Source organism: Ensifer sp. ZNC0028, assembly GCF_000799055.1.
Taxonomy (GTDB): Bacteria; Pseudomonadota; Alphaproteobacteria; order Rhizobiales; family Rhizobiaceae; genus Ensifer.
On record NZ_JTLA01000030.1, the window covers coordinates 100,157 to 113,770 of the forward strand.

The window sequence follows — 13,614 nt, forward strand, 5'->3', positions numbered from 1 at the left end:
TCCAAGGGTTGCCCGCCGCCGAGATCGGCCACGCCCGAAGCACCGCGAACAGTTACGTGCCATCATCGTTCATTGCCGGGCTCCGTTCTTGAACAATTCGGACATCAGTCCGAGATCGTCACCAGCGTGACGTCGGGCAAGCGCGCCGGCGAGAACCCGCCCAACCGCCGGAAGACCCGGGTCATGTGGGACTGGTCGGCAAAACCGGCTTCGAACGCGGCATCGGCGGGGCTGAGGCGGTGATCGCGCAAAAGACGCAGGGCGCGATGAAATTGGATGATGGCCGCAAACGCCTTCGGCGTGAGACCCGTCGCGTGAAGGAGGATGCGTCTGGCGGTGCGCTCGGAGACACCGTGCATCGCGGCGAGCTCGGCGATGCGCAACCGACCACCGGAGGCGTGCAGCGCGCTTATGATGTTGCGGCTGAGCGGTGTCACCTCAAAGTCACTCTCGGCAGCGCGCTTGCGGACGAACCGAACCAGGCGACCGGCAAGTTCCTGCTGGTCCAATGCCGGTGCGCAGAGGGCGGCGAGGTCGGGCCATTGGCCCAGAGCGGCCGCGCCGATCAGCGCGTCACCGTGCAACCGGATCGGCTCCAGCCCGAGAATTCTCTGAAAATGGCCGGGCCTCAGCCGCACGCCGACGAAGGCGGCACCCGGTTCCAGCGGGACGTCGTAATAGCCCGTCGTTGGACCGGTCACGATTGGCATCAGGTCGAGGATTGGCGAAGCCTTGAGCGCAAACCTGAGGATGATGTCGCATCGCCCATCCGGCAGGACCCGATAACTGCCTTCGTTGCGGCTGACAGACGCCCAGACGGCTTCGATCCCGGCATTGGCGTCAACGAGATGAGGAAGCTCCGTGTAACGGCCAAGCATCATGATGCCCTATCCGAGTGCGCTTGATCGCCTTTGAACAGGAGGAATGCCGCCAGCGACGGGCGATTTTTACAGACAGAACTGTCGGATATCCAGCTACACCACCAAGCACTGGCCGCGCCCTGATCGGACGCGACCGTGATCCTGGCCCCTGGTTTCAGGCAGCCGCGGGGTTGAGGTTGAGCACGCCCATATCGATGTCGGTCAACTCGACGCGACGTTCGAGCGCTATACCGGCCTCGTCGAAGAGGTGGCAATCGGGAGTACGGATACCGGCCTGCACAGTTTGTTCCGGCTGGATCGCCGCCGTTCCCGGCAACATGGCGCAGAAGTTCTCACCTTCTCCGCCGATCGCGGCATAGGCAACCGTGTGGGCACCGAGACGTTCGATGACCGTCGGCGTTACCTTGAGCGTCAGGTCGCCGGCGCCGAGCACGATATGTTCCGGACGAACCCCGAGTGTCAGCGTCCGACCGGCGAGGCCTGCTTGCGGCACGACCGGAACGACCACCGACTGCCCCTTGTAATCGACCTCGACACCCGCGTCGCTGACGCCCTTGCAGGTGACCGGCAGGAAGTTCATCTTCGGGTTGCCGATGAAGCCAGCAACGAAGGTGTTGGCCGGCTTGTGATAGAGTTCGAGCGGCGCGCCGGTCTGGGCGATCTGGCCGGCATTGAGAACGACGATCCGGTCCGCCATCGTCATCGCCTCGACCTGGTCGTGCGTGACGTAGATCATCGTTGCCCGCAATTGCCGGTGCAGTTTCGCCAGCTCGATGCGCATGTCGGCGCGAAGCGCCGCATCGAGGTTCGAGAGCGGCTCGTCGAAGAGGAAGATCTTCGGCTCGCGCACGATCGCACGCCCGATCGCCACGCGCTGACGCTGACCGCCCGATAGCATGCCCGGCTTTTGCTGCAGCCGCTGGTCGAGGTGCAGGATGCGCGCCGCATGCTCCACCTTTGCTTTCAGCTTCTCCTCGGCCATCTTTTCCACGCGCAGCGGAAAGGCGATGTTCTCGAAGACGCTCATGTGCGGATAAAGCGCGTAGGACTGGAAGACCATGGCGATGCCGCGCTTGACCGGCGGCAGGTCGTTGACGCGTTTGCCCTCGATCAGGATGTCCCCCGAGCTGGTCTCGTCGAGACCGGCGATCATCCTGAGCAAGGTCGACTTGCCGCAACCGGAGGGTCCGACGAAAACGACGAACTCACCGTTCCTGACTTCGAGATCGATGCCTTTCAGCACCTCGAATGTCCCGTAGAATTTCTGAACCCGATTGAGATTGAGCTGTCCCAAGAAACTGTCTCCGGCCACCGGCGAGAAGCGGCTCATTTATAGCAGAGTTAGGTGGGGCCGCGAACCGATCTTGTCGGCGCGCGGCCCCGGTGGCCTTACTTGTACTCTTCGAGGTCAGCAGCCGCCTTCTTCAAGGCGTCGGCCGGCTCGGCCTTGCCGGTCACGACCGACTGGACCATCTCGATGATGACGTTCTGGAAGCCCTTGTAGTCGGTAAAGAGCGGCTCCGGACCACCAAAGGCGATACCGTCGATGAACGGCTTCCAGTAGGGATCCTTCTTCACGAATTCATCGACCATCGGCGATGGGCGCAGCGGCGTCAGGCCGGCAGCACCCTGCAGTTCATATTCGCCCTGCGGACCGGGCGAGGTGATGAACTTGGCGAACTCGATCGCCTTCTCCTCGACGCCCGACCCCTTGAAGACCGCCAGGCTGTCGGTGATGAGCAGCGTGCCCTCGCCCTTGGCCGAGGGGCCGAGCGGCAGCGGCGCGACGCCCCAATTGACCTTGGTGTCCTTCAGGCGAACGGCTGCACCGGAACCCGACTGAAGCATGCCGACCTTGCCGTCCAGGAAGATGGCCCGCATCTCGTTCTGTTCGTAGGCGGTCGCGCCTTCGACAGAATAGGGCGTGATGTCCTTGTAGGCCTGGAGCGCCGCCAGAACTTCTGGGCTGTCGATGACGATCTTGTCACCGTCGATGACCTTGCCGTTGTTGGTGTAAACCCAGTGCATGAACTGGTGCATGGTGTTGTCGAAGGTCTTGGCCGGCAGGCCGTAACCGGCAATGCCGGTCTTTTCCTTGATCTGCTTGGCGAACGCGATCTCTTCGGCCCAGGTCTTCGGCGGCGTTTCCGGATCAAGACCGGCCTGCTTGAACAGATCCTTGTTCCAATAGAGCGCCTTGGTCGAAAACGCTATCGGAACGCCCCACTGGTTATCGTCGAAGGTCACGGTGTCGACGATATTGGGATAGTAGCTCTTCTTCTCCTCGTCCGTCATCGGAACGGGGACGATAAGGTCGTTCTGGGCGAACTCCTTCAGCGTGCGCGAACCGACATAGGCCATGGCGACCGGCGTGCCGGCGGCAGCAAGCGTCGTTGCCTTGTCCTGGCACTGGGCCCAGCCGACGACTTCAGGGGTTACCTTCCAGCCCGGGTTCTTCTCTTCCCACTGTTTGATGTACTTCTCGTGCACCGCATCCATGGTGTCGCCGCAGTAGATCCAGCTAATCTCCTGGTCGGCCGCCTTGGCGGTCACGGCGCCGAGCGCGGTCGAGCCGAGCAGGGCAAGGGCGAGCACCCCCGTCTTGAATTGGATAGACACGTTTTTATGCTCCCGTTCTCTGGTGGTTGACTTAAGTCTTATTGTTTCACCGCGCCCGCGGTCAGCCCGCTGACGAGATAGCGTTGCAAGAGGAAGATGACGACGACGGCCGGCGCGATGCCGACGAAGCTCGCGGCCATCAGCTCGTTCCAGACCACTTCCTGGCGTCCGAAATAGGCAAAGAGACCGACAGGCAGCGGCATGAATTCGCTCTTGGAATTGAAGGTCAGCGCGTAGATGAACTGCTGGGCATAGGCGCCGATGAAGGTGGTGATCGCCACCACGGTGATACCGGGCATGGCGATCGGCAGGATCACCCGGCGCAGCGTGTAGAAGTGGCTGGCGCCGTCGACGAAGGCAGCCTCGTCCAGTTCGCGCGGGATGCGCATCATGTAGGTGCGCAGCAACCAGATCGCAGACGGGATCAGGAAGGCGACGCCCGGCACGATCATGGCGAGATAGGTGTTGAGCACGCCGAAGGTGCGCATCAGCCGGAAGAGCGGGATCAACAGCACCGCGCCCGAGAACATGTTGACGGCGAGGAATGCGCCGAGCAGCACGCCGGCACCGCGGAAGTTGAAGCGGGCGAAGGCGTAGGCAGCAGGAATGACCAACACCAGCACGATGGCCGTGACGATGGTGGAGATGAAGAAGGAATTGAAGATGTAGCGGGCAAAGCCCGGTACGCTCTCCCACATCGTAAAGTAGGCGGCAAACGACCCGTTTTCCGGCCAGAAGCGATAGGGCGACGAAAACAGGAGACCCAGCGGCTTCAGCGACACCAGGAACCCTTCCACGAAGGGCGCCAGGATGAAGGTGAGGAAGACGAAGATGCCGGCATAGATGCCAAGGAGCTCGTACCAGCGGTAGCGATTGATCAGGGCAGGCTGGCTCATTTCTGTTCCCCCTGAGAAAGACGGCTGGTGACCCGGAAATAGGCAAAGCAGAAGATCGACAGGAAGATGCAGATCAGCACCGCACGCGCCGCCCCTTCGCCGTATTTTTTCGACCCGATCGCGGTGCGATAGGTGTCGATGATCATCGTGGTCGTCTCACCATTGGGACCGCCCTGGGTGAGGATCCAGATGATGTCGAAGGAGTTGAAGGTCGCAATCAGCGACAACATCGACATGGTGATCAGCGACGGCACGAGCAGCGGCAGCGTGATGCGGCGGAAGCGATAGAAGCGCCCTGCCCCGTCGGTCCAGGCGGCCTCGTAGAGATCTTGCGGGATCGCCTGCATGGCCGCCAGCATATAGAGCGTCACCAGCGGCACGCCGATCCACACGTCGGTGACGATCGTCGCCCAGAAGGCGGTTTCGCCCCGCGCCAGGAAAGCGATCGGCCCATTGGTGAGGCCGAGGTTCTGCAGCACGCCGGAGATCATGCCGAACTGGCCGTTGTACATCCAGCCCCACATGAAGATGCCGATGGCCATCGGCACGATCCATGGCGGCATGGTGAGCAGGCGGAAAAGCGCCCGACCGGGCACGGCCGCGTTCAGCATCGTCGCGCCGAAAACGCCGATGATCATCTTGATCGACACCGAGAAGAACGTCCAGATGAAGGTCCGGAAGATGACCTCGGCGAAGGTCTCGTTGAAGATCTTGTCGTAGTTGGTCCAGCCGACCCAATTGGTCGTCTTCTTCAGCGACGCGTCCGTAAACGACAGGATGAAGGTGTCGACCAGCGGATAGGCGACGATCACCGTGACGTAGAGAACAGCAGGAAGAAGCAGGATCCAGGCGAAGATGACTGTGCTGCGTTGAACACTCATCCGTCGCCTCCCCTTACGCCGCGCGGGAATGCAGGGCTTCGTCGAAACGGTCCCATATGGGCCGGAGGTCTATGACGCTCTTCTTGCGCCGAGCCTCGTCCATGGAGAGCGCCAGGATGCCGGCTTCCAGCGCATCGCGGGTCGAAACCGGCAGCGGCCGGCCGTCGCGCACATGGCCGATGATATCGGTCGCCATCTGCTCGTCGGCACCGTAGTGCTGCGACAGTTCCGTGGCCTTGTATTTGTTCTCGATGACCTTCTTGCCGGTCAGCATCTCGTGCACGTCGAAGTAGCCGCGAATGAAATCGCCCTCGGCCATGCCGCGCGAGCCCATGATGCAGAAGCGGCGGAACTGATCCGGCACGTTGAGATTGGTGTGGAAGTTCATGCCGACGCCGTTGGCGTATTCGACGATTGCCACCTGGTAGTCGATGATGTCGCCGTCGCTGTCGAAAACCTTGTCAGACCCCATCCAGCCGCTCGGCTTGCGGTGGAAGAGTTCGAGATCGTTGATGCCTTCGCGGGCCGGGTCGTTGGCGGGGATGAAGCTCTTGCGGCCACCGAAGCTCGCGACGCGTTCCGGGCGAGCACCGACGACGCCATTGTAGAGGTCGAGGTCGTGGCAGCATTTCTCCAGCATGAAGCTGCCGGAATAGCGCTCGTAGCGGCGCCAGTCGCGCATGAAGAAGGCGCCGTGATAGGGCTCGATATGCTCGGATGCCTCGATCGAGACCACCTGGCCAAGCTTGCCTTCGGCAAGCGCCTGGCGGAGATCGCGGTACATGGGCGCATAGCGCAAGACGAGACCGACCATCAGCCGCTCATGACCGAACTTCGCCATGAGCGCTGCGAGTTCCAGGCTCTCCTGGATCGTGGTGACGATCGGCTTTTCGCTGAAGACCTTCAGGCCGGCTTCAAGGCCGATCCGGATGTGGTCGAGGTGCATGTGGTTGGGCGAGCCGATCATCAGGAGATCGAGCTTCTCGTTGGCGATCAGCTCTTGCGGTGTGGCATAGGCCTTGCCGGGAGAGATGCCTTTTTCGGTGAGCGTGGCCAGGCCAGCCGGGTTCGGATCGACGTATCCGGCGATTTCGAAGCTCTCGTCCATGGCCTTGAAGACATAGCCGAGATAACCCAAACGGAATCCGAGTCCGATGATGCCAACTTTCATGCTCGTCCTGTTCCCCTGCCTTTTGGCGTAATTTATTTTCGCAGACTGGGACAGTTTTTTCAGGCCGTCAACTCGAATCCGCATATTTCGTAAAATTGTGAAATTCATTTTCATATCTCAGGCAAATGCTGACAAAGCAGGCATTTCATGGACAACTAAAGAGGGTGCACACAGCGCAACTCTACGGCAGGAGGAAAGCGGTCCAGACCACTGCACGTTGCGGAACGATCTTTTTCACGGCTCACGTTTTTCCGACCAGGCGGTCACGCCAGCGCAGAAGCCCGAGCAAGGGCCGGGCCAGATAGGGCGTCGGGATTTTTCGGTGGTCGCCGACCGTCCCTCCTCTCGCGACAGGCGCATCCGGCTCGATCAGGAACGCAACGACGATTGCGTCGCGGGTGGCGACAAGGTCCAAGCCTTCATCGGAGGGGAGCAGCCCCTGCTCCGAAGCGCAGAAACTGGCTCGACCCGCCTGTATCGCACCGGAGAAGACGTAGAAATAGAGGTGACGGCCTGCCACTCGGGGAAACGCTGTCCCTGCCCCGGGCTCGAGCCGCAGGTCGAAAATGTCGATGGCGCTGCGGACGAAGAAGGGAGCCGTCCCACCTTCCGGCCCGACAAGGTGCCGCCACTCGTTGACCGCCCCGACGGCAATCGGCCCATGCTGGATCTTCGGTGGCAGATCGAGGCCATGCGGGCGCACGAGGATCTGGAGCATCCTGAGCGGCGGATCATCAGGCAACGTCTCTTCGGAATGCCAGAAGCTCGTGCCCGCATTCATCACCATCAGATGTCCGCTGTCGATGACCAGCTCGCCGATCGCGCGGTCGTTGTGGCGCATGACGCCATCCGGCACCCAGGACAGGATTTCGTCATTGCGGTGCTCGTGCATGGCGATCAGCCGACCCGGCGAAAGCATCGATTCCACGACCATCGCCAGGGGGCCATAACCATGATCGCGCGGCCAGGGCTGCAGCCATCCGGGCATGTTCAGCCTGGCGACAAATCCGCCGGTATCCCTGACGACAGGACTTCTGGCCCCTCGATAAAGCATCGTCCATTCTAGCACGGTGCTGCGGCTTGGCACGCCGATGAATGGCGAGCGCCCCCTGGGCAGTTCCGTGAGGCGGCTTCAGCGGCCCATGCGCGCGGCAAGCTTCCGCTCCGCCGCCTGCAACCCGTCGTGCAAAAGCACCGCAAGCGTTGCGACGATGAGGCCACCCTGAACGACGAAGGAAAGGTTGTTCGACTGCAGCCCGGCGATGATCACTTCGCCAAGCGTTTTTGCGGCGACCGTCGATCCGATCGTCGCGGTTGCAAGGCTGATGACGACCGACAGCCGGATGCCTGCCAGGATCACCGGCATCGCCAGCGGCAGCTCTACCTTGAGAAGCCGCTGGCCGCTCGTCATGCCGGCGCCGCGCGCCGCCTCCATGACCGACGGAGGCAAGGTCGTCAGCCCCGTCAGCGCATTCTCGAAAATCGGCAACAGGCCGTAGAGAAAAAGCGCGATCAGCGTCGGCTTTTCGCCGAAGCCGAAGATCGGAACCGCGAGCGCCAACACCGCAACGGGCGGAAAAGTCTGACCGATGTTCACCAGGCTGCGCGAGAGCGGCAGGAATTCCGCTCCGGAGGTACGCGTGACGAGAATGGCAAGCGCAAGCGCGACCAGCGCGGCCGCTGCTACCGCCAGCGCCACAGTGCGCAGATGCAGGAACGTCAGCTGCAGCAGGCTTCCCTGGTTGTAGATGACAGGGGCGTTGTCCTGCACCAGCGGTCGCAGCAGCGGCTCAAACCAATGGGGCTGCAGCAGGAATGCGACCAGAGCCAGGAAAACCGCGATGCGAATGAGCGTGGCGAGCTTTGGCATCAGGCTGGACCGGCCGCACGTTTGGCCAGCCCCTTGAGGCTGACCTTGCCGATCACGGCACCGTCGGGACCTGCGACCGGCAGTGCATCTCGTCCAGACCAGAGGAGTTCGGCCAGGGCCTCCCTCTGGCTGGCATCGCTCGAAATCGGAGCACCTTCTGCGGACCCGGGCTCCACCGCACTCGATACCGGCGCGATCGCCAGCAGGCGGTAGGGCCGCTCGCCCGCGCCGATCAGGCTTTCAACGAAGGGGGTGGCCGGCTTCAGCAGCATTTCGGCGGGGGTCGCGTACTGCACCACTTTGCCCTTGTCCATAACGGCAATGCGATCGGCTAGGTGAAAGGCCTCTTCCATATCGTGGGTGACGAGAATGATCGTCGTCTGGAAGTGTTTCTGGATGGCAAGCAGATCGTCCTGCGCCTTGGCGCGGATGATCGGATCGAGCGCTCCGAAGGGCTCGTCCATCAACAGCACCTTGGGCTCGGCCGCAAGCGCCCGGGCGACGCCGACACGCTGCTGCTGGCCGCCGGACAGTTCGTGCGGGAAACGCGGACTGAAATCGGCAGGATCGAGCTGGAAAAGGCGCAGGAGTTCCTCCACCTTCGCATCGATGCGCGCACGCTCCCATCCGAGCAAGGTCGGCACGGTCGCGATGTTCTGGGCGACAGTGCGGTGGGGAAACAGACCGTGCCCCTGGATCGCGTAGCCGATCCGCCGGCGCAACTCATAACCGGGTAGCGAACGATTGTCCTCGCCGTCGAGGCGGATTGTGCCCGAGGTCGGCTCGACCAGCCGGTTGACCATGCGCAGAAGCGTGGTCTTGCCGGAGCCGGAGGTCCCGACGACGACCGTGACCGTGCGCGGCGCGATCGTCAGGCTGACGTCGTCGACAACGGTGCTTTCGCCATAGCGCTTGGTGATGTTCTCGATCTCGATCATGCGGCCTCTGCCTGCCTGGTGTTGGGTGTGGCCATCTCGATGACCGCGTCGAGCACGATCGCCGCGGCGAACGCCAGCACGACCGTCGGGACGGCACCGAGCAGCACGAGGTCCATCGCGGTCTGGCCGACGCCCTGAAAGACGAAGACGCCGAAGCCGCCGCCGCCGATGAGCGCAGCGATGGTCGCAAGGCCGATATTCTGGACGAGCACGATGCGGATCCCGGTGAGGATCACCGGAAAGGCCAGCGGAAATTCGATGCCGACCAGCCGTTGCCAATCGGTCATGCCGATGCCACGCGCGGCGTCGTTCGCGTCTCGCGGAACGCCGGCCAGTCCGACGACGGTGTTGGCGACGACAGGCAGCAGCGAATAGAGGAAGAGGGCGACGAAGGCCGGAGCAACGCCGATGCCACGAATGCCGATCGCGGCGGCGCCCGGCACATGGAGGGCGATCCAGCCGAGCGGCGCGATGAGAATGCCGAAGAGCGCGATCGACGGGATCGTCTGGATCGCGTTCAGCACGCCGAGCAATCCGTCGCGCAGTCGCGTGACCCGGTGGCAGAGGATGCCGAGCGGGATGCCGACGACGGTCGCAGCGACGAGCGAGCCTAGCGCCAGGGTCACGTGCTTGCGGCCCTCCGCCCAGAACGTGTCCACCCGGCTCGCATACTCCTTCAGGATGGAAAGACCGTCCCAGGTGCCGGAAAGCAAGAGTATTCCGATAAAGCCAAGCACGGCGACGAGCACCACGACGCGCACGAAAGGCACCGGGCGCAGTCGCGTCAAGGCGTCGGCGGCGAGCAGCCCGAAGGCAAAGAGCATGGTCCAAAAGCCCGAAGCGGGCGACACCCGGGCATAGGTGTTGGCTTCAGGCGTCAGATGCGTGGCGGCAACGCCGATGCCGAGCGCCAGCGTGGCGAGCGCGACAAAAGCCGCAGCGAGACGCAGATAAGCGGGCGAGCGCAGTAGCGCGACGACGACCGCGCAGACCACGATGGCCAGCAGCACGGCACTCCAGCCCGCAGGCAGGGCGTCGGCCACCGACTTGACCTCGCCGGCGACAATACGGTTGGCACGAAACGTTGCAAAAGGCGCGATGAAGGCGCCGCCGAGCGCCAGGGCCGCAATGATCGCTCCGAGCTTGTCAAAGCGGAGTGCTTTCAAACCACATTCCCTCCCCGCCTGTGCCGGCGCGTCTCCGGCACCTGCAGGCCTATCCCGGAACGCCGGCCATCCGACCAGCGTCCCGGGTGTCCGTCAACTTATTTCAGGAAACCGTTCTTCTTCAGGAAGTCCTCGGCGACCGCCTTGGCCGGTTCGCCACCGACCTGCACGCGGCCGTTCAGCTCCTGTAGCGTCACCAGGTCCAGCTTCTCGAACACCGGCTTCAAGAGTTCCTCGATCTGCGGGTTTTCCTTGAGTATGGCCTCGCGGATGATGGGAGCCGGCTGATAGACGGGCTGCACCGCCTTGTCGTCTTCCAGCACTATGAGACCTGACGGCGCGATGCCACCGTCGGTGCCATAGACCATGGCCGCGTTCGCGCCGTTCGTCTGGTTCGCCGCAGCCGCAATCGTTGCCGCGGTATCACCGCCGGAAAGCGTGATGAGCTGGTCCTGCTTCAAGGTGAAGCCGTAGGTCGTCTGGAACGCCGGCAGTGCGGCGGCCGAGTTCACGAATTCAGACGACGCCGCCAGCACGACCTTCCCGCCGCCAGCGATGTATTTGCCAAAGTCGCTCAGCGTCTTCAGCTTGTTTTCATCGGCCACTTCCTTGCGCAGGCCGATCGCCCAGGTATTGTTGGCCGGCGATGGCGTCAGCCAGACGATCTTGTTGGCGTCGTAGTCGAGCTTCTTGGCCGTCTCATAGCCCTTGGCCGCATCCTTCCAGACCGGATCGTCGGCCTTTTCGAAGAAGAAGGCGGCATTGCCCGTGTATTCCGGATAGATGTCGATCTCGCCGGCGGTGATCGCCTTGCGCACGACCGGCGTCGCCCCGAGCTGGACGCGGTCGACCGTCTTGATGTTGTTGGCGTTGAGCACCGCAAGGATGATGTTGCCGAGCACACCGCCCTCCGTGTCGATCTTCGAGGATACGACCACATCGGCACTCGCCGCGGCAGCAGTCAGCGTGAAGGCAAGGGCAGTTCCGATAAGCAGTCTGGTCAGGCGCATGATGGGTCTCTCCTCGAGTTTCGCTCCGCAAGTTTGATCACGGAACGCCCGCTCCGTCGGGGCAAGGCATTCCATATATGTCAGGCCCCGGCAAAAAATAGGGTTGCACGCACAGACTGCAGCAGGCGAATAATCTCGCCGGCGACTAAGACGATCGAAAGCATAGACTAAGAGAAGCCGCCCGTGATTGCGCGGTTGCAAAGGCCGGCATTGTCGGCCACTCTGATTGCGGCCCGCCAGAAACAACCGCCTTCATTCTTGGTCGCGAAGCCGCTCGACCCGACCCGTCTGGGGGCTGACGGCCGGGCTCGCCCGGCGAACGTTCGGGGAATTTATGTCGATCTATCTTCTCGCGCTGCTTATCGGCGTGGTTGCCGGCCTGCGCACCATGACCGCACCTGCCGCCGTCAGCATTGGCGCAGCCGCCGGCTGGCTGCCGCTCAACGGCACCTGGGCAGCCTTCATGGGCTTCCGGTTCACGCCCTATGTCGCCGGCCTTCTGGCGCTCGTGGAATTCGTCGGTGATCAGTTGCCGAGCACGCCAAGCCGCAAGGTTCCCCAGCAGTTCGGCGCCCGCATCGTTTCGGGTGCTTTCTGCGGCGCCGTGCTTGGCACGGCCGGAGGTGCTATGCTCCCCGGACTGGTCGCCGGCGTCATCGGTGCAATTATCGGAACGCTCGGCGGCTATGAAGCGCGCAAGCGCCTCGTTGCGGCCATCGGCGGCAAGGATCTGCCGATCGCCCTTCTCGAGGATGCTGTTGCCGTTCTCCTCGCACTCTGGGTGGTGTCCTCGGTCTCATGACGAAACATTTCGACGCAATCATCATCGGTGCCGGCCAGGCCGGTCCATCGCTTGCCGGGCGGCTCACGGCGGCCGGCAAGACCGTCGCCCTGATCGAGCGCAAGCACTTCGGCGGCACCTGCGTCAACACCGGCTGCATGCCGACCAAGGCGATGGTCGCGAGCGCCTATGCCGCGCATCTGGCGCGACGGGGCGCAGACTATGGCGTGACGACCGGCCCGGTCACCATCGACTTTGCCCGCGTCATGGCGCGCAAGGACACGGTGCGGTTCACGTCCCGGGGAAACATCGAAAACTGGCTGAAAGGCATGGAGAACTGCACCGTGTTCCAAGGCCATGCGCGCTTCGAAAGCCCGCATGAGATCCGGGTCGGCGACGCGCTGCTCTCGGCCGACCAGATCTTTCTGAATGTCGGCGGGCGCGCCGCGACCCCGGATTTCCCCGGTGTCGCGGACGTACCGTATCTCACCAACGTCTCGATCATGGATCTCGACACCCTGCCCCGCCACTTGATCGTCGTCGGCGGCAGCTACATCGGGCTCGAGTTTGCGCAGATGTTCCGTCGCTTCGGCTCCGAAGTCACCGTGATCGAGAAGGGGCCGCGGCTGATCGGCCGCGAGGATACGGACGTTTCCGACGCCATTCTCGCCATCCTGGAGAAAGAGGGCATCCAGTTTCGCCTTAATGCCGAGTGCATCCGCTTTGCCAGGAGTGGCGACGACGTCGTCGCCGGCGTGGATTGCACGGCGGGCGCACCCGAGATCGTCGGCTCCCACCTGCTGCTCGCGACCGGGCGCCGGCCGAACACCGACGATCTCGATCTTAACCGCGCCGGCGTCAAGACCGACGCACGCGGCTATATCGAAGTCGACGAGCAGCTTGCGACCAACGTCTCGCATATTTTCGCGATGGGCGACTGCAACGGCCGCGGCGCATTCACCCACACGGCCTACAACGACTTCGAGATCATCGCCGCCAATCTGCTCGACGGCGAGGCGCGGAAGGTCAGCGACCGCATTTCGACCTACGGCCTCTTCATCGATCCGCCGCTTGGCCGCGCCGGCATGACGGAAACCGAGGCGCGCAAGGCGGGACGCAAGCTGCTCATCGGCACGCGACCGATGACCCGTGTCGGCCGTGCCGTGGAAAAGGGAGAAACCGAAGGCTTCATGAAAGTGATCGTCGACGCCGAAAGCAAGAAGATTCTCGGAGCTTCGATCCTCGGAACGAGCGGCGACGAGGCGGTGCAGAGCATCCTCGACGTCATGTATGCCGGCAAGCCCTACACGACGATCACGCACGCGGTTCATATCCACCCGACCGTGTCGGAGCTGATCCCGACGGTCTTCGGCGACCTTCACCCGGCCACCTGAGCGACCG

General features: G+C 62.9%; 13 protein-coding genes. 2 read left to right on the top strand and 11 right to left on the bottom strand.

The features are described from left to right. Positions 1 to 104 precede the first annotated feature (104 nt). The 11 genes from L981_RS07470 to L981_RS07520 all read right to left on the bottom strand — a co-directional run bounded on the left by L981_RS07470 (position 105) and on the right by L981_RS07520 (position 11,432). Entirely contained in the window at positions 105 to 881 is a 777-nt protein-coding gene (locus tag L981_RS07470) for a helix-turn-helix transcriptional regulator (protein WP_043613472.1), read from the bottom strand. 154 nt (positions 882 to 1,035) lie between these two features. After that, on the bottom strand, positions 1,036 to 2,175 hold the full coding sequence (locus L981_RS07475) for an ABC transporter ATP-binding protein (RefSeq protein WP_043613474.1): 1,140 nt from the start codon (positions 2,173 to 2,175) through the stop codon (positions 1,036 to 1,038). Positions 2,176 to 2,270: 95 nt separating this feature from the next. Next, entirely contained in the window at positions 2,271 to 3,500 is a 1,230-nt protein-coding gene (locus L981_RS07480) for an ABC transporter substrate-binding protein (protein ID WP_043613477.1), read from the bottom strand. A 38-nt stretch (positions 3,501 to 3,538) separates the two neighbouring features. Next, positions 3,539 to 4,396, bottom strand: a complete 858-nt coding sequence (locus L981_RS07485; protein WP_043613479.1) for a carbohydrate ABC transporter permease — start codon at positions 4,394 to 4,396, stop codon at positions 3,539 to 3,541. Further along, on the bottom strand, positions 4,393 to 5,277 hold the full coding sequence (locus L981_RS07490; protein ID WP_043613481.1) for a carbohydrate ABC transporter permease: 885 nt from the start codon (positions 5,275 to 5,277) through the stop codon (positions 4,393 to 4,395). The genes L981_RS07485 and L981_RS07490 overlap by 4 nt, the downstream gene beginning before the upstream one ends. Positions 5,278 to 5,290: 13 nt before the next feature. Beyond that, on the bottom strand, positions 5,291 to 6,448 hold the full coding sequence (locus L981_RS07495; protein ID WP_043613483.1) for a Gfo/Idh/MocA family protein: 1,158 nt from the start codon (positions 6,446 to 6,448) through the stop codon (positions 5,291 to 5,293). Between the two features lie 241 nt (positions 6,449 to 6,689). Beyond that, positions 6,690 to 7,502 (bottom strand): pirin family protein, encoded by an 813-nt coding sequence (locus L981_RS07500; RefSeq protein ID WP_043613486.1) that lies wholly within the window; start codon positions 7,500 to 7,502, stop codon positions 6,690 to 6,692. A gap of 78 nt (positions 7,503 to 7,580) precedes the next feature. After that, complete coding sequence (locus L981_RS07505; protein ID WP_043613488.1) at positions 7,581 to 8,318, bottom strand: ABC transporter permease; 738 nt, start codon at positions 8,316 to 8,318, stop codon at positions 7,581 to 7,583. Beyond that, on the bottom strand, positions 8,318 to 9,256 hold the full coding sequence (locus tag L981_RS07510; RefSeq protein WP_043613490.1) for an ABC transporter ATP-binding protein: 939 nt from the start codon (positions 9,254 to 9,256) through the stop codon (positions 8,318 to 8,320). Before L981_RS07510 ends, L981_RS07505 begins: the two co-directional genes overlap by 1 nt. Beyond that, positions 9,253 to 10,422 carry an ABC transporter permease gene (locus L981_RS07515; RefSeq protein ID WP_043613492.1) on the bottom strand — a complete coding sequence of 390 codons (1,170 nt, stop codon included), beginning with the start codon at positions 10,420 to 10,422 and terminating at the stop codon, positions 9,253 to 9,255. The genes L981_RS07510 and L981_RS07515 overlap by 4 nt, the downstream gene beginning before the upstream one ends. Before the next feature lie 98 nt (positions 10,423 to 10,520). Beyond that, positions 10,521 to 11,432: an ABC transporter substrate-binding protein gene (locus L981_RS07520; RefSeq protein ID WP_043613494.1), complete on the bottom strand. Its 912-nt coding sequence runs from the start codon at positions 11,430 to 11,432 to the stop codon at positions 10,521 to 10,523. Between the two features lie 334 nt (positions 11,433 to 11,766). On the opposite strand from L981_RS07520, the gene L981_RS07525 reads away from it, so the two are divergent. Both L981_RS07525 and L981_RS07530 read left to right on the top strand, forming a co-directional pair. After that, positions 11,767 to 12,234 (top strand): membrane protein, encoded by a 468-nt coding sequence (locus tag L981_RS07525; protein ID WP_043613498.1) that lies wholly within the window; start codon positions 11,767 to 11,769, stop codon positions 12,232 to 12,234. After that, positions 12,231 to 13,607: an FAD-containing oxidoreductase gene (locus L981_RS07530; RefSeq protein WP_043613500.1), complete on the top strand. Its 1,377-nt coding sequence runs from the start codon at positions 12,231 to 12,233 to the stop codon at positions 13,605 to 13,607. Before L981_RS07525 ends, L981_RS07530 begins: the two co-directional genes overlap by 4 nt. Positions 13,608 to 13,614 lie beyond the last annotated feature (7 nt).

Coding starts and splice junctions, on each gene's coding strand:
- L981_RS07500 (WP_043613486.1), bottom strand. CDS start 7,502: ATGCTTTATCGAGGGGCCAGAAGTCCTGTCGTCAGGGATACCGGCGGA.
- L981_RS07530 (WP_043613500.1), top strand. CDS start 12,231: ATGACGAAACATTTCGACGCAATCATCATCGGTGCCGGCCAGGCCGGT.
- L981_RS07525 (WP_043613498.1), top strand. CDS start 11,767: ATGTCGATCTATCTTCTCGCGCTGCTTATCGGCGTGGTTGCCGGCCTG.
- L981_RS07485 (WP_043613479.1), bottom strand. CDS start 4,396: ATGAGCCAGCCTGCCCTGATCAATCGCTACCGCTGGTACGAGCTCCTT.
- L981_RS07505 (WP_043613488.1), bottom strand. CDS start 8,318: ATGCCAAAGCTCGCCACGCTCATTCGCATCGCGGTTTTCCTGGCTCTG.
- L981_RS07495 (WP_043613483.1), bottom strand. CDS start 6,448: ATGAAAGTTGGCATCATCGGACTCGGATTCCGTTTGGGTTATCTCGGC.
- L981_RS07470 (WP_043613472.1), bottom strand. CDS start 881: ATGATGCTTGGCCGTTACACGGAGCTTCCTCATCTCGTTGACGCCAAT.
- L981_RS07490 (WP_043613481.1), bottom strand. CDS start 5,277: ATGAGTGTTCAACGCAGCACAGTCATCTTCGCCTGGATCCTGCTTCTT.
- L981_RS07520 (WP_043613494.1), bottom strand. CDS start 11,432: ATGCGCCTGACCAGACTGCTTATCGGAACTGCCCTTGCCTTCACGCTG.
- L981_RS07510 (WP_043613490.1), bottom strand. CDS start 9,256: ATGATCGAGATCGAGAACATCACCAAGCGCTATGGCGAAAGCACCGTT.